This is a genomic window from Sphingobacterium litopenaei (genome assembly GCF_014692495.1).
GTDB lineage: Bacteria > Bacteroidota > Bacteroidia > Sphingobacteriales > Sphingobacteriaceae > Sphingobacterium > Sphingobacterium litopenaei.
In genome coordinates this window covers 22,517-46,351 of the sequence record NZ_JACOIJ010000018.1, presented here as the reverse complement: position 1 = coordinate 46,351, position 23,835 = coordinate 22,517, and the positions used below count along the sequence as shown (strand labels likewise).

Here is a 23,835-nt window from a genome sequence, read left to right as displayed (position 1 = left end):
TGTTAATATGCTTGGATTAGCACTTCAGATGGAATATGTAATTTATCTGTTAATTTTCGAATCATTTCTAATGATAATTTTCTTTTCTTGTTTAAGATTTCGCTAGCTCTACTTTTTAAACCGATAATTTCCGCTAAATCATTCTGCGAATAATTTAATTGCTCCATACGGAATTTTATAGCTTCAATAGGGTCAGGAAGTTCAATTGGAAAGTTTTCATTTTCATATTTTTCCAACAAGATTCCTAAGATTTCTAATTCATCACCTTCTTTCGTTCCTGGTTTAGCATCAAAAATTACTTCTAATCTTTCTAATGCTTCCATATAATCTTGTTCTGTTTTGATAGGTTTTACATTCATATCTTTTAAATTTTGTTGGCATCTATTTTATCATATTCGGCATGAGAGCCTATAAAGCGAATCCACATCATTTGATAACTGAAATTGATTTTAACAATCAATCGATAATGATTACCCTTTATATTAAAACAAACGCGATTATCTTCTAAAACACTTAAACTTGGATATTCAAGCTTTAATTCATTCAAGTTTTTCCAAGTCCCTTTTTCAGCTTCAGCATACCACGATTTTAGTTGCTGTTCGCAACCTGAATGTTTTTCCCAAAACTCTCGAAGTATTTTCTTTGCTATAACTCTCAAGTATTTCTATTTTAAACAAATATAGTTGTAATTTCCCAAAATGGGAAATTTATTGTAGCGATTATAATGAGCGAGTATAGAAAATTGAGGCGATCATTATTGATTTAATAATTTCCAATAGTGAAAGCTATTTGGGGTTAATAAACTCTATAGTTTTTTTAATAGATAAAAAAACTATAGAGATTATATTTACTATCAATAACAATATTGTCCAAAATTCTAAGATATGATTTAATAGATATCTACTATTAACTAGGACTCGCCCTCCGTTAAAGCTAAAATTGCTTAATATGTTATTGATATTTGGATAATATCCTTTTTTTAACCTATAATATCTTAACCAATAAAGTATCCCAGTTATTAGAAGGATTAGGGTAATAAATAATGATTGACTAGAATAAGGTTCTTTATCTACTAATAAAGTAAAAGAAGTAATTATCCATAAGATGGTTGCTGCAGATATAAGTAATCTATGTATATTCGAATTTTGCATATAAATGACTCTAAGACATAGGATTTTTAAATTCCAATGTTTTAATAGCTTTTAAAACTATTTATGAATGGTTTGAGATAAATTTTGACCATTAAGTTAAATGAAATTATAGTGCCTTTTCATGTTGCCGGTTCCTAACCTCTCTAACAAAAATCCATTTATCTCTCTATTAAAAGCTAAAGGGTCTTCGAGATTTGGCAGATGTCCTGTATTTGGTATTTCTACAAAGACAGAATTTTTAGTTCCTTGATGTAATTCTTCCATCAGTGCTTTAGGCGTAATTTTATCTTGTTCACCACGGATAATTAGGGTAGGAACTGTGATTTTGGAAAGTAGTTCTGTTGAATCTGTGCGGGAAGCTAAAGCCAGTTGTGTTGCGCAGATATTCCTTACTGAATTACGACGAATGCTACTTTTTATTAAATCTATGACTTCTTCGTTTTCTTGAATAGTTTTCTTCGTAAAAAGGTTATCAATAAAAGCAATGGCAAAAGGTCTACGGCCATAGCGTAGAATCGCTTGTATGCTATCAAAACGCTTTTGTTTGCCTGCATTGTCGTCAGCTCTGTGGTGTGTATCTGAAAGGATTAATCCCGCGATTTTCTCGGGGAAAAGTTCGTAAGCACGTAAAGCGATATAACCACCCATACTGACGCCACACAGCACCACGTTCTGTAATTCAAGTTTCTCCATGAAAGCTTCCAAATCCTTCGCAAATACATCAATGCTAAAAAATCCATGACCCGAAGTACTCAATCCATGTCCACGTACATCGATAGCAATACCGGTGATATTGTCCTCGAGCGATTCGAGTTGATATTTCCATGAATTTTTGTTGAAAGGGAAGCCGTGGATAAAGATTATGACCTTTTCTTCGGGTTCAGTTGCCTTCTTAATGTAGTAGGAAATGTTTATGTCGTGGATCTGAGCTTTCCCAGATCGAATTATGCGCTCTGCCATATAAAAATTTATTGAAAAAATTATTTCTTTATGTATCAGTAATATACCTAAAAAAGTGCTTCTAAAGTAGAAAAAAAGTGAGAAAAAGTTTGAAATAATTAAAAATCTCCTCATATTTGCATCATCGAAACGGAACGACATACAGTCTGAAAGTTGAAGATTAAAGCATTCCTAGCTCAATTGGATAGAGCGTCTGACTACGGATCAGAAGGTTAGGGGTTCGACTCCCTTGGAGTGCACAAGAAAGCATCTAGTTTACTAGATGCTTTTTCTGTTTTATGACCTTGGGTGATACTGCGTGATAATAGATTGCAGATAATCTTTGTCTATATGTGTATAGATTTCGGTGGTGGTAATACTCTCATGACCGAGCATATCCTGTACAGCGCGCAAATCCGCACCTCCTTCGACCAAATGCGATGCAAAGCTATGACGGAATGTATGTGGGCTAATCTTCTTCTGTAAGCCTATTTTAGCCGCTAAATCTTTGATAATTATAAAGACCATGACACGTGTCATGGCCGCACCCCGTCGATTTAAAAATACGAAATCTTCATTTCCAGCTTTTATAGGTAGGTGGGGACGCGATTCCTCCAAATAGATCTTTAAATACTTGATAGCTTGATGACCGATTGGGATTAACCTCTCTTTATTGCCTTTTCCTTCGATCTTAATAAATTCCACCTCCAGATGGAGGTTGGAGATTTTTAAATCAATCAATTCGCTTACACGTAATCCACAGCCATATAATACCTCGAGCATGGCTTTATTGCGAGGCCCTTCAGGCTGTGAAAGGTCAATGGCATTGATGAGGTTGTCTATATCGGCTACATCCAATACATCCGGAATCTTTCTTTCTAATCTGGGCGTTTCAATCAAAGAGGCAGGATTATTTTCAAAATTATATTCCAACTGCAGAAAATTGAAAAATGATTTGAGTCCTGATATAATTCTTGCTTGGGAATAAGGGGAAATATTAAATTCGTTTATCCACGCCAGGAAATTTTGAAAGTCTTTAGTTGATAGTTTTTCTAAAGGGATATTATTATCCTCAGCATACACTCTGATTTTATCTACATCATTTATATATGCAAGGATAGAATTTTTAGATAAATTCCGTTCAAACGATAAAAATTTCTTGAAATCTTTCAGTATTGCCTCCCAATTCATCCTTCAACTCTTAAATAATGTAAAAAATACAGTGATAGTGTTTTGCTTATCGATTATTAATATTTAATTTGTATAATATTTAAAGCTCTAAATTAATGAAATTTTTAAAACCTCTAGCAGTAGCATTTTTATTGCCAGCTACATTTAGCTCGTTGCAAGCTAAATCTAATTTTAATGCAGCGCTGTCTTCAGAAGTAAGAACGATTTTAAGCCAAGATACACTAGCATGGTCTAGTCCTTTACCTTTTGACAAAGATGTAAAGGTTGGCAAATTAAAGAATGGATTTACATATTATATCCGCAAAAATACAGAGCCTGAGAAACGTGTGACAATGTATTTGGGCGTGAAAGTAGGGTCTATTCTTGAGAAGGAAGAAGAAAGAGGATTAGCTCACTTTTTGGAGCACATGAACTTCAATGGATTGAAGCACTTCCCAAAAAATGAATTAGTGGATTATCTACAAAAAGCAGGAGTACGTTTTGGTTCGGATTTAAATGCGTATACAGGTTTCAATGAAACGGTATACCAATTGCCAATTCCTTCGGACGATCCTGAATTATTGAAAAATGGTCTTCAAGTAATGCGTGATTGGGCACAAGATGCTTTATTGTCTTCGGACGAAATTGATAAAGAACGCGGTATCATTATGGAAGAAATGCGTGGTGGTCGTGGGGCAAGTCAACGCATGCAAGAACAAATGTTACCTGTGCTATTGAATGGATCATTATATTCAAACCGTCTTCCAATTGGTACAGAAGAAGTAGTGATGGGTTTCAAACACCAATTGATTCGTGATTTTCACCAAAGATGGTATAGACCAGACTTACAATCCATCATCATCGTAGGTGATATCGATCCACAACAAATGGAAAAAGAAGTCGTTCGTTTGTTCTCGGATATGAAAGTGGTTAAGAAACCAGCAGAACGTAAGCAGTTTGGAATTGATTTGTTGAATAAAAATCAATTTAAAGTGATTACTGATCCAGAAATGCCGCAAACAGTAGCGCGTGTTTTAATCAAGCATCCAAAATCTGAGGTTAAATCTGTAGGCGATTACCGCACTTCATTAATTAAAGGTGTATTCAACCAAGTTATCAATGCTCGTTTGAGAGAAATTAGTCAAAAACCAGACGCGCCATTTTTGCAAGCATTTGTAAGTGTGGACGGAGTTTTAGATGTATTTGATGCGATGACTTTGGTGGCTGTGCCTAAACCAAATCAATTGGAAGCAAGTATCCAAACAGTTTATAGAGAATTAAAGCGTTTTGAGCAATTCGGTATTACCGAAAGTGAATTCCAACGTGCTATTGCGATGTATAGCAAAAGCAATGAAATGGCTTATCAGGAACGTGATAAAGTAAAATCGGACACTTATGTCAACAATTACCTAGGTCATTTCTTGAGAGGTGAGGCGGCAATGAGTATTGAACAGGATTACCAATTGACTAAACAATTATTGCCTTCGCTTACATTGAAAGAAGTGGAAGCAATTGGTAATAAATACTATGCGGAAACAAACCGTGATATTATCATCATGGGTCCTGAAAAAGATAAAGATAAAATGCCAGATGAGGCAATCGTTAATAATTGGTTAGGAAGCGTAAATAAAGAAACTTTGACAGCCTATGAGGATCAAGTTTCTGATTTACCACTGTTGTCTAAAGAACCAGTTAAAGGTACTATTAAGTCTGTTAAAGCAATTGATGCAATTGGTTCGAAAGAATTGACATTGAGCAATGGAGTGAAAGTAATTTTAAAACCTACAACATTCAAAAATGATCAGATTTTAATTTCTGCTTTCAGCGAAGGTGGTCATTCGTTGTACGATGATAAAGATTATTTCAATGCTTCAAACGCGGCTGGTATTGTTAATTCTTCTGGTGTTGGTCAATTAAATGCTGTTGAGATTCGTAAATATTTAGCAGGTAAAAACGTGGGGATTTCTCCTTACATCAGTGAACGATTCGAAGGTGTGTCGGGTAGTACTGACAAAGAAGGTTTGAAAACAGCTTTTGAATTAATTCATGCCTATTTCACAGAACCACGTTTGGATGAAGATATTTTCCAAGGTATCATTGCGAAAACTATCGCTTCAATGGAAAACAGAGAAAGCGAACCTCGTTTTGTATTCCAGACAGCTATCAACAAAGCCTTGTATGGTGACAACATTCGTAAGAATAATGCTTCACCAGAGCAAATAAAATCAATTTCTAAAGAAAGAACATTAGAAATTTTTAAAGAAAGATTTGCGGATGCTTCAGGTTTCACCTTTACTATTGTAGGTTCATTCAATGAGGAAGATTTAAAACCTTATTTAGAACAATATTTAGCTTCGCTGCCATCATCAAATAAACCAGAAGAGGCTAGAGATTTAAAAATCTTACCTCCGGCAAAAGGTGTTGAGGTTGTAGTAAACAAAGGTAAAGAAGCAAAAGCACAAGTAAGTCTTGCTTTCTTGGGTGATTACACATATAATGATGATGAAAACATCAATATGGATGCTTTGGAATCTGTTCTTTCTATTAAATTGTTAGAGCGTTTGCGTGAAGATGAAAGTGGTGTATATGGTACAGGAGCTTCTGCATCATATTCTAAATTCCCAACAGGTAGATATTCTTTCAATATTGGTTTCGGAACAAGTTTGGATAAATATCAATCTTTGATTAATTCTGCTTTGGATGAAATCAACAAGATCAAGAAAAATGGTCCTACGCAAGTAGATTTGGATAAATTCATCATTGAAAAAACGCGTCAATACGAATTGGATTTGAAAGAAAACAATTACTGGTTGGGTGAAATTTCTGGAGCTTACCGCTTGAAAGAAAATCCTACTGCAATGTTGAAATATTTAGAGAAATTGAAAAAAGTAAATATCTCATCTGTTAAAGCGGTTGCAGAGAAATACTTGAAAGAGGATAAGTTATTTAAATTTATCCTTCTTCCTGAAGAAACTAAATAATTTAAATTTGCAATTACTAAAAATGCGGAGTTTCAAAAGCTCCGCATTTTTTATACCTTAAACTTAATTCAAAACAAAAGCCTTCAAAATTTTTGAAGGCTTTTGTTGCTATGTATATTAGAACAAATTGTGTTATTCGTTGACTACACCCATTTTGCTGAATTTATCAATTCTTTCAGCCACTAAGGTTTCCGAATCTTTTACACCAAGGATAGTTAAATCGGCTAAGATCTGTGCTTTTACATTCGCCGCTGCCTCTTCTGGATTTTGGTGTGCGCCGCCCAATGGTTCTGGGATGATGCCATCGATCAAACCATTTGACAACATATCTTCACCCGTTAGTTTCAATGCTTCTGCAGCGCGTTCTTTGTGGTCCCAGCTTCTCCATAAGATCGAAGAACAAGATTCTGGAGATATTACAGAATACCATGTGTTTTCCATCATGTATACGCGATCTCCAATACCTATACCTAATGCTCCACCCGAAGCACCTTCACCAATTACAATACAGATTACTGGAACTTTCAATACAGACATTTCCAATAAGTTGCGTGCAATCGCTTCACCTTGACCTCTTTCTTCAGCCTCTAATCCAGGGTAAGCACCCATTGTATCGATTAAGGTAACGATAGGTTTATTGAATTTTTCGGCCATTTTCATTAAACGTAAAGCTTTGCGATAGCCTTCAGGATTCGCCATACCAAAGTTACGGTATTGTCTTTCTTTTGTGTTTTTACCTTTTTGGTGTCCGATAACCATTACGGATTGGCCTCCGATTGACGCAAAACCACCTACGATAGCTTTGTCATCTTTTACGGTACGATCACCATGTAATTCTACAAATTCATCACAGATCATCTCGATATAGTCAAAAGTCTGTGGTCTTTCTGGATGTCTAGACATCTGTACTTTTTGCCATCCAGTCATGTTTTTGTATATATCTATTTTGGTTTGTTCTAGCTTCTCTTCCAATTCGCGAACGGTAGCACTCATGTCTACTTTAGTTTTTTCCGCTACTTGATTAACTTTCTCTATTTGTGTTTGCAAATCTGCAATCGGCTTTTCAAAATCAAATGTCGTATTCATATAAAATAACGCTGTCGTTTATTCTGGCTAAGTTACTGTATTTTTAATTAATTTAAAACTGTTTTCGACGATAGATTAATGCTGTTGATATTCAAAAAATTAGTAGTTTAGTGTTTTGCAGATAAAGGTATTTATGTTCACTGACGAAACTAAAAAAATGAATTTCCCTGTTGTTTTTATATTGAAAATCATTGCTGTTATCATTTCGATTACAGTCTATAATATGTTTCCTGCTACTAAGGATAATCAACTATTACATCAGGTTCTGAAAGGAATAAACACTTTTTTAGTACCCAGTATTGTATTATCAATTTTACGTTATATAGTAATTTCGGTGTATAATGCACGCCATGCTAATCGCGCTGTACGTGGTAACTTTGTTCTTGGGATTAATAGATTGACCGCAGTGCTAAATACCGTATTATTTATCATCGCAGTGATGGTGGCATTCGGAATTAATCCGGTGGAGTTTGTAACAAGCTTAACAATAGTTGCCATGGCTATAGCGGTATTGTTTAGAGATTATATTACTAATATGCTGAGCGGATTGTTTATTATGTTTTCTGATCAATTATCGGTAGGAGATCGCATCAAAGTTGGCGAACATAAGGGTAGGATTGTGGATATTACTTTCGCAAATATCTTGTTGCAAAACGAAGAGGACGATATTGTAATGGTGCCCAATAATCTCGTATTTACGAATTCGATGGTTAATCTTTCCGCACATCGTTCAAACTTATTCACTGTAAAATTCGAATTGCCTTTATATGTAGCGACGGATGTCGCAACATTGGAAAAGGAAATTCAAAGCGTATTAATCAATCATCCAAATCTGGATGCCAATATGCCTCCAGCTCTTCAGGTTCAAGAGATTGGAAAAGATTTTGTACGTTACAAATTAGAATTGTATGCGATAAGTAGCAGTAATAAACTGCACCGTGAAGTAGAAAATGAAGTACTTCGGGAAATTTTAATTTTCGAGCATGCTCGTACTAAATCTTCCTAACCTTTACGTTTTCTACAAAGTGATTAGATCCTTTTTGTAAAATCAAATCTGCTCTATATTTAGTAGGTAAGATGTTATTGTGCAAGTTGGGTTTATTGATTTCTGTCCAAATCTGAAATGCCATTTGTTTACTTTCTTCTAATGTGAGGTTGGCATATTTGTGAAAGTATGAATTTGGATCTTGGAAGGCAGTTGCGCGAAGTGACTCGAAACGGCTGATATACCATTCTATTATATCATCTTCCTTGGCGTCCACATAAATAGAAAAATCGAAGAAATCAGACACAAAGACTTTATTGCTTTGTCCCTTTTGGGAATTGACCTGCAAGACATTTATGCCCTCTACAATTAAAATATCGGGATTTTCAATCAATAAGGTGTCATCTGGTAGTATATCGTATTCCAAATGCGAATAAACAGGTACGATATGCGTAGAAATTCCACTTTTGACTGCCGTAAGAAAGTTTAGCAATTTTTTAGTATCATAACTTTCTGGAAATCCTTTGCGATTTAAAATCCCACGCTCGGATAGAATGCGATTAGGGTATAAGAAACCATCCGTAGTAACTAAAGATACTTTTGGTTTGTTTGGAAGAAAAGAAAGTACTTTCTGTAATACCCGAGCGGTAGTACTTTTTCCTACTGCGACTGAACCTGCTATACCAATAATGAAAGGTAATTTCTTTTGATTACGTTGAAAGAAACTGTTGCTGCTATTGCGGATAGCTTCATAATTTCGGATATGAATGTCAATGAGATGCGCTAAAGGGAAGTATATTTCTTCAATTTCTTCTGTATTTAGCGGTTCATTCACGGCATGCAACTGATCTATATCATCAGAATTCAAGCTGTGATTGAAGTGTCCATTTAGTCCTTTCCATTCCGCTCTATCAAAATCTTGATAAGGACTACTCAATAATTTTTCTTCTTGAATTGACGACATCTATCTTATCTTTTCATAAATAATCGGGCAAATATACATTCTTGTACTAAATAATAGTACAAGAATTGCGATATAATTAATCTAGAAGCCCTGCGATAATTAATGAACCAGTAGCAGGATTTGTTGCTAAAGGTACATTATATAAATCTGAAATACGCATTAACATTTGAATATCAGGTTCATGTGGATGTTTGCCTAGAGGATCACGGAAGAAAATAATACCAGCAATTTTTCCTTCAGCAGCCATTGCAGCGATCTGTGCATCACCTCCTTTAGGACCGCTAAGCTTTAGTTCAACATCCAAACCTGTTTGTTGTACAAAGCCACCAGTAGTTCCTGTTGCTACAATATGTGCTTTTTTTAAAAACTCAATATGATCTTTCACAAAAGCGACCATTTCAGCTTTTTTACCGTCATGTGCAATTAATGCTATAGTTTTCATAATATAAATGTTCTAGGTTATCCAAAAAATACATAAGCCACGATGATGGCTGCTACTACACCAACAAATTCAGAAATCAATGCGCAAGGCAAAGCATGTCTCGTGTTTTTGATAGCTACAGATCCAAAATAAACAGCTAATACATAGAATGTAGTTTCCGTAGATCCTTGAATTACACAGGCTACACGCGAAGCAAAATCATCAGCACCATTGGCATTCATCAAATCAACCATTAATCCGCGTGCCCCTGAGCCACTCAAAGGCTTCATAAATGCAACAGGCAAAGCTTCTACGAATGAAGTATCTAAGCCTACACTTGCTATTAAATATGAGATACCTTGCACTAAATAGTCCATGGTGCCTGAAGCTCTAAATACAGCGATGGCGACTAAAATGGCTACTAAATAAGGTATTATATTTACGGCAACTGAAAATCCTTCTTTTGCACCTTCAATAAAAGCATCATAGACATTAATCTTTTTATAAAAGGCTAAAGCTATAAAGGATATAAAAATGGAAAATAAAGTTACGTTTCCTACAACTTTGGAAATTACTTCGATTTCTGCCTGTTGTAAAGTAGAGAAATAATATAATAATCCACCAATTGCAGCAGATAAAGTTCCTAAATACAATAAGATGGTTTTATTGAATAGGTTGATCTTTTGGTAAATAGATACTAAAATTAATGCCGATAAAGTGGAAAAAAATGTAGCTATAAGTATAGGCAAAAATACATCTGAAGGCTGTGCTGCTCCAGCTTCCTGACGGTAAGCCATAATAGATATTGGGAGCAACGTCAGACTCGATGCATTCAGCACAATAAACATAATTTGCGCGTTGCTTGCGGTGTCTTTTTTAGGATTAAGTTCTTGTAATTCTTTCATTGCTTTCAATCCAAGCGGAGTAGCAGCATTGTCCAAACCCAAAGCATTTGCAGAGAAGTTCATTAAAATAGAACCCAAAGCGGGGTGGTTTTTTGGAATTTCAGGAAATAATTTATTAAAGAATGGGCCAACTAATCTAGCAAAAACATTGATCATTCCACCTTTTTCACCGATTTTCATAATACCCAAAGCGAAGGTCATCATACCAATCAGTCCCAGGGAAATTGTAGCTCCGTTTGCTGCACTATCAAATAAGGATTTTACGATATTTTGAAAAACTTCGGTATCGCCACCGATTAACTTTACAAGTGCTACCACAAAGGTAATAAGGAAGAAAAATACCCAAACGTAATTAAGAGCCATATTTAATTTATTTCATCGTAAATGTAAGAGTTCTGACCGATTATCACAATGAAGAAGGATTTTTTGTGCTGTATAAATTTTCTATCTCTTCGACCGAATGGAAGAAATCTATCATTAGATTTCTCATTCTGTATTACTTCATTCAAAATGACGATGATATCAATTTAAAGAACAACTTCAACATTTCTTGACTTCTGCAATTAGCAACTTTTTTATAACGTCATTTCGACGTAAGGAGAAATCTTACATATTAATTTTTGCTTTCTCGAATTAAGAATATCGAAAGTAATCCAGGAAAAATATATCAAGAATTTAGTGTCTGCAGAATAGCTGAAGCTTTCAATAGACATTCATTGTATTCTTTTTCTGCATTAGCATCAATAGTCAAAGCACCGCCAGTATGAAAGGATAAATATTGTTGAGTTTGATTGTATAGAATAGTTCGGATAATGACATTAAAATCAAAATCTCCTGATGGCGCAAAATAACCAACAGTTCCCGAATAAACGCCACGTCTCGAGTTTTCATAACGATCACACAATTTCATTGCTGAAATCTTTGGGGCCCCCGTCATCGAACCTGGAGGAAAGATATTTCTGATAGCTTCAACATCACTAATATTTTCACTTTTAGTACAAGTGATAGTAGAGATAAGTTGATGCACTTGTTTGAAAGTATGCACTTCCAATTTGCGTTCAGCTGCTACAGTTCCTGGTTTAGCGGAACGGGTCATATCATTGCGAACCAAATCAACAATCATTACGTTTTCCGCAATTTCTTTTGGATTGTTTCGTAGCTGGAAGATATTCTCTTGATCTTCTATTTCATTTTTACCTCGAGGCGCAGTACCTTTTATGGGTTGAGAAATTAAGGTTTCTCCACGTTTTGCTAAAAAGCGTTCAGGTGAAGCCGACAAAATATATTTGTCATTAATCTTGAAGAAAGTCGAAAATGGAGTAGGAGATATTCCATTCAATTTTTGGTAAACTTCAAGCGGATCGATTTTAGCATGCTCTGCATAAAACTCCTGACATAAATTAACTTCGTAAATATCACCGCGTTGGATATGTGAAATCAAGTGTTCAAAGGCCTTAAAATATCCTTCTTTTCCTAATCGATGTTGAATTTTGATTTTTGAAGAGTTATGAATTGAAGCTTTAACATCACAATTCTTTATCGCCTCAAAGATTTCTTCTGGATTTGGAGCTTCTATTTCAATAGATGATTTTAAGAACTTAATTAAAGTCTTTGGAATGAAAAAATAGCAATCTGGAAAGGCAAGAGGATTGGAAAAAGAGGTTACTAATCCTTCTATTTCATTCTTGAGATCGTAACCAAAAAAACCAAACATCCATTGATTAGGATGCTTGGTTTTAAAATTTTCTAATGTTTTGAAAGTTTCAGTTGAAGTACTTTCAAAAATATATTGTGCATCTACAGCTAGGATAGCTTCGATGGATGAAAATTCATCATGATAACCATTTGATTGAAGAAAACATACTTGTTCAAATTGTTGTGCCCAAGCTAACGCTTTAGCCTCAAATTCCAGAATATTTACTTCAAAAATGGCTTTTGCCATGTCTTATTTCAATACGATAGTTTGTGTACGATCTGGACCTACTGACAAATATTTGATTGGCACTTCTAATGCCTTCTCCAAGTAAGCAATATAGTTTGCCAATGCCGCAGGGATTTCGTCTTTGCTACGGATACCAGTCAAATCTTGATTCCATCCTTCGATTTCTTCTAGAATAGGTTCAGGTTTGATCGCGTTGATGTCATATGGCATGTAGTCGATAACCTCACCATTGTATTTATAGTGTGTACAAGCGTAGATTTTTTCAAACGTATCCAATACGTCAGCTTTCATCATCACTAATTCAGTAACACCATTCAACATGATCGCATATTTCAACGCAGGAATATCAATCCATCCCGTACGACGAGCACGTCCTGTAGTCGCACCGAATTCGTGACCTAATTGACGTAATTTTTCGCCAGTTTCGTTATCCAATTCTGTAGGGAAAGGACCACCTCCTACACGAGTACAGTATGCTTTGAAGATTCCTAATACTTCGCCAATTTTGTTAGGAGCGATACCCAAACCAGTACAAGCACCTGCTGTCGTTGTATTGGAAGAAGTAACGAAAGGATATGAACCGAAGTCAACGTCTAATAAAGTACCTTGAGCTCCTTCAGCCAATACTTTTTTACCTTCTTTTAAATAAGAATTTACCAAATGCTCTGAATCTACGTGAGGTATAGATTTGATGAATTCGATAGCCGCTAAGAAAGCTTCTTCACGCTCTGTGAAATCAGGGATTTCGCCGTAGTGAGAAAGAATTTCTAAGTGTTTGTTTTTCAATTTCTCATAACGTTCTTGGAAGTCAGATAATGTAGTATCACCGACACGTAGACCGTTACGACCTGTTTTGTCCATATAAGTAGGACCGATACCTTTTAATGTAGAACCGATTTTACCAGCACCCATTTTAGATTCAGAAGCTGCATCTAATAATTGGTGAGTAGGAAGAATCAAGTGCGCTTTACGTGCTAACACCAATTTTCCATCGCCTACAGGATCAAAGCCAGCCGCTCTAAGATTGTCTAATTCTCTTTTAAGAATGATAGGGTCGATAACAACACCATTACCAATTAAATTTAAAGTAGTTTTATTAAAAATACCTGAAGGAATAGTGTTTAAAACAAATTTTTTGTTGTCAAACTCTAACGTGTGTCCGGCATTAGGACCCCCTTGGAAACGAGCGATCAAATCATATTGTGGACACAATACATCCACGATCTTACCTTTACCTTCGTCGCCCCATTGTAAGCCCAATAGCACATCAACTTGCATAGCGTATTATTTTGAGATTATGATTGAAATTTTGTACAAATTCGATTAAAAAATAATGTTCGGAAAATAGGTCAGTCCATTTTCCGAACAAATTTACTATTATTAATAAAGTATAGAGAATTAAATTTAAATTACTTGTTCTACCTCTTCTTTTCGTTCCGTACCCTTCATAGCTTGACAAGTAGAGCAAATTCCATATAAATTTAAGGAATGGTGCTTGATGTCGAATTTCAATAAATCCCCAATCATGCTTTGTATTTGGTAAACCCGTGGATCACAAAATTCTACTACTTTGTTGCACTCAATACAAATCACGTGATCATGTTGTTTATAACCATATGATTTCTCAAATTGAGCCATATTTCTTCCGAATTGGTGTTTAGTCACTAAGTCACAAGAAACTAATAATTCAAGAGTGTTATATACTGTAGCACGGCTCACACGGTACTTTTTGTTTTTCATGTGGATGTACAAAGACTCTACGTCAAAGTGGTCCGTACGTGAGTATATCTCTTCAAGAATCGCATAACGCTCAGGAGTCTTTCTTAGATTTTTATTTTCTAAATAAGCCTCAAATATTTTTTTTACAGTCTCGTAATTTTCTGCCTGATTCATATTGTTTTCTGCTCCTAAGCAAATTTACCAAATAATATTCTATTTTTTCAATGATTACGAATTGTGAGAAGGATATGATTAATTCTCAGATTCATAACGTGTCACACTCGTAATACCCGCCACTAATTTCAAGCGGTTTATTAAACTTTCTAATTGGTCAATATTATGAATGTTTACCATAATATTACCCTCGAAAATTCCTTCATTACTCGAAATACTCAAAGAGCGAATGTTTACATTAAATTCTTGCGAAATTACATTTGTGAGTTTATTAACTAAGCCTACATCATCAATACCTATAATTCGAATACCCGTAATAAACGAATGATCAATTTGCGAAGAAGCCCATTTTGCTTTCAAAATACGGTAACCATAGTTAGCCATTAACTTGGAGGCATTAGGACAGGAAGTCCGGTGTATTTTTATACCTTCATTGACGGTTAAGAAACCAAAAATATCATCTCCTGGAATAGGATTACAGCAAGCTGCAAGTGTATAATCTAATTTCTGGAAATCATCTCCAATGAGAATTGTATCGGCATTTTTCTTATCAATTTTCTCAACTAATCCCGAGATGTGAGAGTTGAATTGATTTTGGGCTAATTCGTGTGATTTCTCACTTGCAACATAATCTCTCAGGTTTTTGATATCAATAACACCTTTTGCAACGTTATAGAATAGTTCTTGAGAACTCGGATATTTAAAGAAATTTGCTATTTTATTGATGTTATCCGTGTTGTAAGTGAGTTTAAGTGATTTCATTTTACGTTCTAAAATCTCTTTCCCATCTTCTGCAACACGTCTTTTTTCTTCTTTAAGCGATGATTTTATTTTGGATTTAGCTTTGGCTGTAACAACAAAACTCAACCAATCTTCTTTCGGTGTCTGCTTACTGGAAGTTATAATTTCGACCTGATCTCCATTTTGCAAAGGATGACTTAATGGAACCAATTTATGGTTCACTTTGGCACCAATACAAGTCGCGCCAATATCACTATGGATTTCGAAAGCAAAGTCTAAAGCAGTCGCGCCATTGGGCAATTGTATTAAAGTACCTTTTGGAGTAAAGATGAAAATCTCATCTGAGAAAAGGTTCATCTTGAAATCATCCAAGAAATCCAAAGCATTCTGCTCTGGGTTGCTTAATACATCTCTTACTTTTTGGATCCATTGGTCAAGACCATTATCCGAGGATGATTCTTTGTATTTCCAGTGTGCAGCAAAACCTTTTTCCGCGATTTCATTCATACGTCTGGTACGAATTTGTACTTCCACCCATTGACCGCGAGGCCCCATTACCGTGGTGTGCAAAGACTCATAACCGTTACCTTTTGGCGTGGACACCCAGTCACGCAAGCGATCTGGATTAGGACGATAAAGATCCGTTATAATGGAATAAACCTTCCAACATTCTGTTTTTTCTTTTTCGTATTCGGTATCGATAATGACACGGATAGCAAATAAATCATACACTTCTTCAAATGGAATAGATTTCTTACGCATTTTATTCCAAATGGAGTGTATAGATTTTGGTCTACCAAAAACATCCGCTTTAATATCTTGATCTAACAAAATTTCTTTCACAGGAGAAATAAAGTCCGCAATAAATTTTTCGCGTTCTGCTTTCTTTTCATTAAGCTTCTTAGCAATAAATTTATAGGTATCTGGGTCGGTATATTTCATCGATAAATCTTCTAATTCAGATTTTATCGCATACAAACCAAGGCGATGTGCTAAAGGAGCATAAAGGTAACTTGTTTCAGAAGCTATTTTTAACTGTTTGTGTCGCGCCATGAATTCCATGGTACGCATATTATGCAAACGGTCAGCTAACTTGATTAAGATGACACGAACATCATCAGCAAGTGTCAATAACATTTTGCGGAAATTTTCCGCTTGAATAGAACTATTAGGGTCGAATACCCCCGAAATTTTAGTCAGTCCATCTATGATTCGGGCTACTTTTTTACCAAATCTCGCTTCAATTTCCTCTAGGGTAATGGAAGTATCCTCCACGACATCATGGAGTAAAGCACAGACAATAGAAGTTGTACCCAGCCCAATCTCCTCAGCTGCTATTTGCGCCACAGCAATAGGATGGTAGATATACGGTTCCCCCGACTTTCTACGCATCTCTTTGTGACTTTCTAATGCTAAATCAAAAGCTTTTCTTATTTCTTGTTTATCGCCCTTTTGTAGTGTTGGTTTACAAGCCCGTAGTAATGCTCTATATCGTTTTCTTATTTCTTTGTTTTCCGCTTCAATATCAATCACATATTCTTCCATAAGAACCTCTTAAAAAATTTCGAAATCTCCGTCAAAAAAGTTATTTTTATCCAATAATGAATAAGCAGATAATATAGGCACCTATTCATGTATAAATATAAAGATTAATTCTTTCATTGTTGGAGTTAAAGTTGAAAATGTTAATGTTTCGTCTACAAAAAATATGTTTTGGAATATTTTTGATGTTACTTTTACAAACTGTTTGTAAAGGGCAGCAAGCTATGACACCATTAACAGTTCCGCATTATGGTGCAGGAAATCCTGAGACTTTAGCCTATTATGGAACTACGAAATTAGAAACAGGAGAGGTGTTGCCTTGGTTTCCTATCGAGACAGTATATGTATATGCTGAGCGGAAATGGAAGTCCATCGTAGATAAAGAACGCTATTTGCGTTTAAAGCGTAATGTTTTGCGTGTCTTACCTTATGCAATTTATGCGCAAAAGAGATACGAGCAATTGGATAGAGAATTAGCATTAGCAAATTCGAAGAAAGAAGAAAAAGCGCTAATCAAAGCTTGTGAGCGAGAGATTAAAGAAAAAATAAATAATGAGGTTAAGGATTTATCTATTTCACAAGGTAAAATCTTGATCAAATTAATCGAACGACAAACAGGAAATACGAGTTACGATTTGGTAAAAGATATGAAAGGCAATATTACAGCTTTCGTTTATCAAGGTGTGGCGCGTATGTTTGGTCATAATCTAAAAAGTACTTACGATCCGCAAGAGGATTACGAAATAGAAAACATTATTCGCGAATATGAAATTTTGCGACCTATTAATAAACCCTTTCAATAGGAATTCATTATGAGTACAAAAACGATATATGATTTCAAAGCACTAGAGTTTTCTGGTAATTATAAATCATTATCGGATTTTCAAGGTAAGGTGCTTTTGATTGTTAATACGGCTAGTGGCTGTTACTTTCGTAAACAATTTAAAACTTTAGAAAAGTTATATCAACAATATAAGGATCAGGGTTTTGAAATTTTAGCTTTTCCATCCAATGATTTTGCGAATCAAGAACCTCGCACGGGACTAAATCTGGAAACTTATTGTCGTATTCAAGAAGGAATTACTTTTCCAGTTTTTAAACGTATTCACATCAAAGGGGAATTTGTAGATCCTCTATACAAGTTTCTTTCTGACAAGGATGAGAATGGGGTAGTCAATAGTGTTCCTCTTTGGAATTTTCATAAGTATCTTATAGACAGGGATGGTAAAGTTGTTGACTTCTACTATTCGTTTACCAGTCCCTTATCTTCTACAATAATTAGACAAATCGAATCTTTATTGCAAAAGTAAAATTCCTCATTATCCGTATATTTGAGAAAATTTTAGGATTATGAAATTAGACTTATTGGTGATGACTGTTCACCCTGACGATGCGGAGTTAGGAGCAGGAGGTACCATTGCGAAATATGTTGCCGAAGGCAAAAAAGTTGGAATTATTGATTTAACACGTGGGGAGTTAGGTACTCGTGGTACGGCTATAACGCGGGCAGAAGAAGCCGCAGATGCAGCCAGAATTTTGGGAGTGGCTGTTCGAGAGAATTTAGAATTACGCGATGGTTTTTTCCAAAATAATGAAGGATCTCAATTGGTAATTATCCAAGCTATTCGTAAATATCAGCCTGAAATTGTCATTACCAACGCGTTGGATGATCGTCATCCAGATCATGGTCGCGCGAGTAAATTAGTGAATGATGCTTTGTTCTTAGCTGGCTTAAGACGTATAGAGACAAAATTGGAAGGGATGCTCCAAGAGCCTTTTCGTCCAAGATTACAATTGCAATTAATCCAGGATAAATATATTCAACCTGATATTTTGTTGGATGTAACGGAATATTGGAATATTAAGGAGCAATCTATTTTAGCTTATAAAACACAATTTAATTCGGCTAGTGAAGAGGATGGACCTCAAACCTACATTTCTTCTCCTGACTTTATGGAGTCAACTAGAGGACGAGGACGCGAATTGGGACGTAATATTCAGGTTCCGTATGCAGAAGGTTTTACAGCAAGAAAACTTTTAGGCGTAACAGATATATTTGCTTTAAAATAAGGACAAAAATAAAGGGATTCGATATTGAATCCCTTTATTTTTTGTATCAAACTATATTGATTACAATTGTTTTTCTAATTTTTCCGTTAAAACAGATTTAGGCACTGCGCCAATTTGTTTGTCAACAATTTCACCGTTTTTGAAGAATAATAAAGCAGGGATATTTCTGATACCAAAACGAACTGAAATATCTGGGTTGTTGTCTACGTTTACTTTACCAACAACAGCTTTACCTTCGTATTCGTTAGCAATTTCGTCAACCACAGGACCAACCATACGACATGGACCACACCATTCTGCCCAAAAATCGATCAACACTGGTTTATCTGCTTTTAATACAAGCTCTTCGAAGTTGCTATCTGTAATTTCTAATGCCATAATAATACTCTATTTAAATTTATTCAAAACAAATATAGCTATTTGAAGGGAATATATATCGTAATTCAAATGTAATAATATCTATACCCTATCAATTTAATTTATACTTTACACCTTCCATTTTCTCAATAGTTTCAAGTAATTCATTCGTGATTTTTATCTTCGTAGACTTTGCTGGCATTTCTACCGCAATATTGTCTTTGACATCTACAACCATGAATTTTAATGAGCAATTGGCCACTTCGCCTTCAACCACCGTAGACTCTACCAAATCATGGATCTTGTAAATCATTTCGTCATTTAATTGATGTAATGCGATTTGAATGGTAAAATTCTTCGCGAATTTGTCGCGTAGTTCTGAAAGCAACTGAATGCTTTTCAGTTCAAAACCCCAATTACCAACTTGTCGGAATCTTTCTTGCACTAATCCACGGATTTGTACAAAATAACCATCTTCTAAGTAGCTTTTGAACTTGACGTAATCTTCACCAAAAATTGCAATATCGTAGGAATCTGAGTAATCTTCAATAATGAAAGAACCGAAGGGCTTACCCGCTTTTGAGACTCTATGCGCTACATTGGCAATAATGCCGCCAATGATGATTTCTTTGTTCTTGATTTTATTAAATTCCAACAGCACTTCTTCTTCTACTTCTGAAGCTTTTACTTTATTAATAAGTTGTAGCTCCGATACTTTGTTGTGGCAGAAGTGTTCAATTTCAAATTTATAGTTGTCGAGTGGGTGAGAGGTCAAGTAAATTCCTATCACATCTTTCTCGTATTTCAATTTTTCAATTAATCCCCAAGGTTGACAAGGAGCTAAGACGGGTTCTGGTAAAGCGGTGGCAGCTCCACCTCCGAAGAGTGAGGCTTGTGCTGAATTTTCGTTCTCTTTAAATCTTTGGGCAAATTTAATCGCTTTCTCGATACCTGTTGTATTGTCACCATCCTTAAAGAAGTATTGCGCACGATGTGTATCCGTAAAACCGTCAAATCCACCCGCATATGCTAAGGATTCAAATGCTTTTTTATTCGCAGCACGTAAGTCGATACGTTTAGCAAAGTCGAAGATAGACTTATAAGGACTTTCTTCGCGTGTTTGAACGATGGTGTCCACAGCTCCAGCTCCAACACCTTTGACCGCTCCAATACCGAAACGGATCGCACCGCTTTCATTTACAGTAAATTTATAGTGCGATTCGTTGACATCAGGTCCCAATACCGTTAATCCCATGCGTTTACATTCCTCCATAAAGAACGTTACCTGTTTGATATCGTTCATGTTGTTGGAAAGAACAGCCGCCATATATTCTGCTGGATAGTGTGCTTTTAAATAAGCCGTTTGGTATGCTACCCAAGCATAACACGTGGAGTGGGATTTGTTGAAAGCGTAACTCGCAAAAGCTTCCCAGTCAGTCCAAATCTTTTCTAACACTTTTGGATTGTGGCCTTTTTCCGCTGCTTGGTTGACAAATTTAGGCTTCATTTTGTCCAGGACAGCCTTTTGCTTTTTACCCATTGCCTTACGCAAAACGTCGGCATCACCTTTGGAGAATCCCGCCAATTTTTGGGATAAAAGCATTACCTGCTCTTGGTATACGGTAATACCGTAAGTTTCTTTCAGGTACTCCTCACAAGCATCCAAGTCATAAGTAATAGGTTCAATTCCATGTTTACGCTTAATAAATGAAGGAATATATTCCATTGGGCCTGGCCGATACAAGGCGTTCATGGCAATCAAATCGGCGAAAACTGTGGGCTTCAGTTCCTTCATGTATTTCTGCATACCCGGAGATTCGTATTGGAATACCCCGATGGTTTCACCACGTTGGAAAAGCTCGTAAGTCAGTTCGTCGTCGATAGGGAAGTTGTCTGGATCTAATTCTATACCATGTCTTAAACGAACGTTGGCTACAGTATCTTTTATCAGGGTCAATGTTTTTAACCCCAAGAAGTCCATTTTTAATAAACCAGCACTTTCTACAACCGAGTTGTCAAACTGCGTAACATATAAGTCGGAATCTTTTGCTAAGGAAACAGGAACAAAATTCGTGATATCATCTGGTGTAATGATTACTCCACAGGCGTGAATACCTGTATTACGCATCGATCCTTCAAGCACCCTTGCTTGTTTTATTGTCTCAGCTTCTAAACCAGCACCATCCGCAATGGATTTTAATTTATTGACAGCTTCAAATTCTTCTGCACGAAGCACATCTTTCAATGCTTTTTCGTCCATATTGAAGATTTTGCTCAACTTCAAATTTGGAATTAGCTTCGCAATTTCGTTGGTATCTGCCAAAGGTAAATCCAATACACGGCCTGTATCCTTGATAGATGATTTTGCCGCCATCGTACCGTAAGTAATGATTTGGGCTACTTGCGAAGCACCATATTTATCAATTACATACTGCATTACGCGACCACGACCTTCATCATCAAAGTCAATATCAATATCGGGCATGGACACACGGTCAGGATTCAAGAAACGCTCAAAAAGGAGGTCGTACATGATAGGATCCAAATTGGTAATTCCCAAACAATAGGCTACTGCCGAACCCGCTGCCGAACCACGACCTGGACCAACGGATACACCCATATTTCGCGCTGCCGCAATAAAATCTTGTACAATTAAGAAATAACCTGGGTATCCAGTACGTTCAATTGTCGCTAATTCGAAATCAAGTCGTTCTACAACTTCTTCAGTTAGCTCTTTGTATCTTCTTTTCGCACCTTCATAAGTTAAGTGACGTAAAAAAGCATTTTCGCCACGTTTTCCGCCGTCCAATTCATCATCTGGGTGTTGAAATTCTTCTGGAATTTCGAATTTCGGAAGCAAGACATCACGGTTTAGCGAATAAATCTCAATTTTATCTAAAACCTCCTGAATATTGATAATAGCATCTGGTAAATCCACAAATGCCTTTTTCATCTCTTCGGCAGATTTGAAATAATACTCTTGGTTCGGCATTCCGAAACGGAAGCCACGACCACGTCCAACAGGGGTTGATAGCTTTTCGCCATCTTTTACACACAATAAAATATCGTGCGCGTGGGCATCCGCTTTGTTGACGTAGTAGGTATTGTTGGTCGCAATAAGCTTAACATTGTGCTTATTAGCCAAAGAAATTAAGGTTTCATTGACACGGTTCTCGTCTTCTTGACCATGACGCATGATTTCCATATAAAAATCATCGCCAAACTGTTCTTTCCACCACAGAAGCGCTTCTTCCGCTTGATTCTCACCTATATTTAATACCTTATTAGGGATCTCTCCTTGCAAGTTACCTGACAGAACAATTAAGTTTTCCTTGTATTGCTCTACTACAGATTTATCAATACGAGGTACATAATAAAAACCTTCTGTATAAGCGATAGAAGCCATTTTGGCTAAATTGTGATAACCGGCTTTATTTTTTGCTAAGAAAACAACTTGATAGCCATTGTCTTTGCGGGTTTTATCTTTACGATCGTCACATATGTAAAATTCACAACCTACAATAGGCTTAATGATTTGGCTTGTTGGTTCTTCTCCTGATTCAATAGCCTCTTTATTTTTCGCTTCAATCTCTTTGTTATGTCCTAAAACTTTGCTCACAAAGTGAAACGCACCCATCATATTACCATGATCGGTCATGGCAACTGCTGGCATATTATATTTTGCGGCAGCAGAAACTAAATCACCAATAGAAATGGTAGATTGTAAGACGGAAAACTGTGAATGGTTATGCAAATGTGCAAAAGCAGCATGCTCAAGTGCCTCTAATTTCTCGGAATCAACTTCGACAACAGAATAAGATTGGTCACGGCTACGTATTGCATCCGAAGCTGCTTTTAAGTTGATATGTTTTAATCCAACCGTAGGAATTACAGACGGATTATGTTGTTTGAAATCAACGAAGTAACCTGTATCTACTTGAAGTTCTTCTGGAGTAAAAACTTCACGACGTACTAACTCAAAGAAACAGCGTGTGGTTGCTTCCACATCGGCTGTTGCATTGTGCGCTTCGGCAAAAGGAACTCCAAATAAGTAGGAGTGAAGTTCGGTCAAGTTAGGTAGTTTGTATCTTCCACCACGTCCTCCTGGCAATTTTAATAGATCGGCAGTAACTTCGGTACAGGTATCCAATACAGGCATACTTGCCATAGGAGAGTCTACACCGTAACGGTATAACTCACAGCCCATAATGTTAATATCGAAACCAATATTCTGACCTACAACAAACTTCGCTTTGGCTAGTGCTTCATTGAACTTAACCAACACATCTTGCAAAGGTACACCTTGTTCCGTCGCTAATTCTGTCGAAATACCGTGTACTTTTTCCGAGTCAAATGGAATGTTGAAGCCATCAGGTTTGATCAAATAATCCTGATGTTCGATCAGATTCCCCATAGCATCATGTAGCTGCCATGCAATCTGAATACATCTTGGCCAATTGTCTGTGTCTGTGATAGGCGCGTCCCAACGTTTCGGTAACCCCGTGGTCTCGGTGTCAAAAATTATGTACATACTCTTACTCTTCCTCGCTTAGTCAAACAAAATTACTCAAACTAAGTAGCTTTTTATAGATTAATTTCAATAGGTAAACCTTATGATTGTTATTCAATATAATAAATATTTGGACACAATAATTATGCTTTTATTAAGTTTAGATAGATCTTTTTAA

At 36.1% G+C, this 23,835-nt stretch carries 19 protein-coding genes and 1 tRNA gene; 6 read left to right on the top strand and 14 right to left on the bottom strand.

From position 1 onward, the window contains the following. Positions 1-2: 2 nt before the first annotated feature. The 3 genes from H8B04_RS10400 to H8B04_RS10390 all read right to left on the bottom strand — a co-directional run bounded on the left by H8B04_RS10400 (position 3) and on the right by H8B04_RS10390 (position 2,111). A complete protein-coding gene (locus tag H8B04_RS10400) occupies positions 3-359 on the bottom strand; it encodes a helix-turn-helix domain-containing protein (RefSeq protein WP_149915661.1) in 357 nt (118 codons plus the stop codon). 5 nt (positions 360-364) lie between these two features. Continuing rightward, a complete protein-coding gene (locus H8B04_RS10395) occupies positions 365-658 on the bottom strand; it encodes a type II toxin-antitoxin system HigB family toxin (RefSeq protein ID WP_165290172.1) in 294 nt (97 codons plus the stop codon). 589 nt (positions 659-1,247) lie between these two features. After that, positions 1,248-2,111, bottom strand: a complete 864-nt coding sequence (locus H8B04_RS10390; protein WP_165290173.1) for an alpha/beta fold hydrolase — start codon at positions 2,109-2,111, stop codon at positions 1,248-1,250. A 165-nt stretch (positions 2,112-2,276) separates the two neighbouring features. On the opposite strand from H8B04_RS10390, the gene H8B04_RS10385 reads away from it, so the two are divergent. Next, positions 2,277-2,350, top strand: a tRNA-Arg gene (locus H8B04_RS10385). Between the two features lie 37 nt (positions 2,351-2,387). Here H8B04_RS10385 and xerD read toward each other — a convergent pair. Beyond that, positions 2,388-3,281, bottom strand: coding sequence for a site-specific tyrosine recombinase XerD (gene xerD, locus H8B04_RS10380; protein WP_190302301.1), 894 nt, complete (start codon positions 3,279-3,281; stop codon positions 2,388-2,390). A gap of 95 nt (positions 3,282-3,376) precedes the next feature. Between xerD and H8B04_RS10375 the strand changes: the two genes are divergently transcribed. Next, positions 3,377-6,241 carry a M16 family metallopeptidase gene (locus H8B04_RS10375; RefSeq protein WP_190302300.1) on the top strand — a complete coding sequence of 955 codons (2,865 nt, stop codon included), beginning with the start codon at positions 3,377-3,379 and terminating at the stop codon, positions 6,239-6,241. Between the two features lie 132 nt (positions 6,242-6,373). Here H8B04_RS10375 and H8B04_RS10370 read toward each other — a convergent pair whose 3' ends face one another. Continuing rightward, positions 6,374-7,327, bottom strand: coding sequence for an acetyl-CoA carboxylase carboxyltransferase subunit alpha (locus H8B04_RS10370; RefSeq protein ID WP_165290176.1), 954 nt, complete (start codon positions 7,325-7,327; stop codon positions 6,374-6,376). Between the two features lie 133 nt (positions 7,328-7,460). Between H8B04_RS10370 and H8B04_RS10365 the strand changes: the two genes are divergently transcribed. Beyond that, positions 7,461-8,333 carry a mechanosensitive ion channel family protein gene (locus H8B04_RS10365; RefSeq protein ID WP_190302299.1) on the top strand — a complete coding sequence of 291 codons (873 nt, stop codon included), beginning with the start codon at positions 7,461-7,463 and terminating at the stop codon, positions 8,331-8,333. Here H8B04_RS10365 and coaA read toward each other — a convergent pair. From coaA to H8B04_RS10330, 7 genes are all read right to left on the bottom strand, one after another. After that, on the bottom strand, positions 8,320-9,276 hold the full coding sequence (coaA, locus tag H8B04_RS10360) for a type I pantothenate kinase (protein WP_165290178.1): 957 nt from the start codon (positions 9,274-9,276) through the stop codon (positions 8,320-8,322). The two genes, H8B04_RS10365 and coaA, sit on opposite strands and share 14 nt — an antisense overlap. Positions 9,277-9,352: 76 nt before the next feature. Continuing rightward, on the bottom strand, positions 9,353-9,718 hold the full coding sequence (locus H8B04_RS10355; protein WP_165290179.1) for a methylglyoxal synthase: 366 nt from the start codon (positions 9,716-9,718) through the stop codon (positions 9,353-9,355). 17 nt (positions 9,719-9,735) lie between these two features. Then, a complete protein-coding gene (locus H8B04_RS10350; RefSeq protein WP_165290180.1) occupies positions 9,736-10,965 on the bottom strand; it encodes a nucleoside recognition domain-containing protein in 1,230 nt (409 codons plus the stop codon). Positions 10,966-11,269: 304 nt separating this feature from the next. Continuing rightward, positions 11,270-12,544, bottom strand: coding sequence for an anthranilate synthase component I family protein (locus H8B04_RS10345; protein WP_165292574.1), 1,275 nt, complete (start codon positions 12,542-12,544; stop codon positions 11,270-11,272). A 3-nt stretch (positions 12,545-12,547) separates the two neighbouring features. Continuing rightward, positions 12,548-13,822: an adenylosuccinate synthase gene (locus H8B04_RS10340; protein ID WP_165292573.1), complete on the bottom strand. Its 1,275-nt coding sequence runs from the start codon at positions 13,820-13,822 to the stop codon at positions 12,548-12,550. A 126-nt stretch (positions 13,823-13,948) separates the two neighbouring features. Then, the gene (locus H8B04_RS10335) at positions 13,949-14,437 is read right to left on the bottom strand and encodes a Fur family transcriptional regulator (protein ID WP_165292572.1); all 489 of its coding nucleotides are present in this window, start codon (positions 14,435-14,437) and stop codon (positions 13,949-13,951) included. A gap of 78 nt (positions 14,438-14,515) precedes the next feature. Continuing rightward, complete coding sequence (locus H8B04_RS10330; RefSeq protein ID WP_190302298.1) at positions 14,516-16,723, bottom strand: RelA/SpoT family protein; 2,208 nt, start codon at positions 16,721-16,723, stop codon at positions 14,516-14,518. A gap of 221 nt (positions 16,724-16,944) precedes the next feature. Between H8B04_RS10330 and H8B04_RS10325 the strand changes: the two genes are divergently transcribed. Genes H8B04_RS10325 through bshB1 form a run of 3 tightly spaced genes read left to right on the top strand, consistent with a single transcriptional unit; the run spans position 16,945 to position 18,790 of the window. Beyond that, positions 16,945-17,523 carry a DUF4294 domain-containing protein gene (locus tag H8B04_RS10325; RefSeq protein WP_223815366.1) on the top strand — a complete coding sequence of 193 codons (579 nt, stop codon included), beginning with the start codon at positions 16,945-16,947 and terminating at the stop codon, positions 17,521-17,523. A 9-nt stretch (positions 17,524-17,532) separates the two neighbouring features. Beyond that, a complete protein-coding gene (locus tag H8B04_RS10320; RefSeq protein ID WP_165292569.1) occupies positions 17,533-18,030 on the top strand; it encodes a glutathione peroxidase in 498 nt (165 codons plus the stop codon). 40 nt (positions 18,031-18,070) lie between these two features. Then, entirely contained in the window at positions 18,071-18,790 is a 720-nt protein-coding gene (gene bshB1, locus H8B04_RS10315) for a bacillithiol biosynthesis deacetylase BshB1 (protein ID WP_165292568.1), read from the top strand. A gap of 60 nt (positions 18,791-18,850) precedes the next feature. Here bshB1 and trxA read toward each other — a convergent pair whose 3' ends face one another. Beyond that, positions 18,851-19,168 carry a thioredoxin gene (trxA, locus tag H8B04_RS10310; protein ID WP_165292126.1) on the bottom strand — a complete coding sequence of 106 codons (318 nt, stop codon included), beginning with the start codon at positions 19,166-19,168 and terminating at the stop codon, positions 18,851-18,853. 91 nt (positions 19,169-19,259) lie between these two features. Beyond that, the gene (gene dnaE, locus H8B04_RS10305) at positions 19,260-23,678 is read right to left on the bottom strand and encodes a DNA polymerase III subunit alpha (protein ID WP_165292125.1); all 4,419 of its coding nucleotides are present in this window, start codon (positions 23,676-23,678) and stop codon (positions 19,260-19,262) included. Positions 23,679-23,835: the final 157 nt, after the last annotated feature.

Bases quoted from the DNA above. Each gene is read 5' to 3' on its own strand.
- H8B04_RS10400 (WP_149915661.1), bottom strand. From the start codon at position 359: ATGAATGTAAAACCTATCAAAACAGAACAAGATTATATGGAAGCATTA.
- H8B04_RS10390 (WP_165290173.1), bottom strand. From the start codon at position 2,111: ATGGCAGAGCGCATAATTCGATCTGGGAAAGCTCAGATCCACGACATA.
- xerD (WP_190302301.1), bottom strand. From the start codon at position 3,281: ATGAATTGGGAGGCAATACTGAAAGATTTCAAGAAATTTTTATCGTTT.
- H8B04_RS10375 (WP_190302300.1), top strand. From the start codon at position 3,377: ATGAAATTTTTAAAACCTCTAGCAGTAGCATTTTTATTGCCAGCTACA.
- H8B04_RS10370 (WP_165290176.1), bottom strand. From the start codon at position 7,327: ATGAATACGACATTTGATTTTGAAAAGCCGATTGCAGATTTGCAAACA.
- H8B04_RS10365 (WP_190302299.1), top strand. From the start codon at position 7,461: ATGTTCACTGACGAAACTAAAAAAATGAATTTCCCTGTTGTTTTTATA.
- coaA (WP_165290178.1), bottom strand. From the start codon at position 9,276: ATGTCGTCAATTCAAGAAGAAAAATTATTGAGTAGTCCTTATCAAGAT.
- H8B04_RS10355 (WP_165290179.1), bottom strand. From the start codon at position 9,718: ATGAAAACTATAGCATTAATTGCACATGACGGTAAAAAAGCTGAAATG.
- H8B04_RS10350 (WP_165290180.1), bottom strand. From the start codon at position 10,965: ATGGCTCTTAATTACGTTTGGGTATTTTTCTTCCTTATTACCTTTGTG.
- H8B04_RS10345 (WP_165292574.1), bottom strand. From the start codon at position 12,544: ATGGCAAAAGCCATTTTTGAAGTAAATATTCTGGAATTTGAGGCTAAA.
- H8B04_RS10340 (WP_165292573.1), bottom strand. From the start codon at position 13,822: ATGCAAGTTGATGTGCTATTGGGCTTACAATGGGGCGACGAAGGTAAA.
- H8B04_RS10335 (WP_165292572.1), bottom strand. From the start codon at position 14,437: ATGAATCAGGCAGAAAATTACGAGACTGTAAAAAAAATATTTGAGGCT.
- H8B04_RS10330 (WP_190302298.1), bottom strand. From the start codon at position 16,723: ATGGAAGAATATGTGATTGATATTGAAGCGGAAAACAAAGAAATAAGA.
- H8B04_RS10325 (WP_223815366.1), top strand. From the start codon at position 16,945: ATGACACCATTAACAGTTCCGCATTATGGTGCAGGAAATCCTGAGACT.
- H8B04_RS10320 (WP_165292569.1), top strand. From the start codon at position 17,533: ATGAGTACAAAAACGATATATGATTTCAAAGCACTAGAGTTTTCTGGT.
- bshB1 (WP_165292568.1), top strand. From the start codon at position 18,071: ATGAAATTAGACTTATTGGTGATGACTGTTCACCCTGACGATGCGGAG.
- trxA (WP_165292126.1), bottom strand. From the start codon at position 19,168: ATGGCATTAGAAATTACAGATAGCAACTTCGAAGAGCTTGTATTAAAA.
- dnaE (WP_165292125.1), bottom strand. From the start codon at position 23,678: ATGTACATAATTTTTGACACCGAGACCACGGGGTTACCGAAACGTTGG.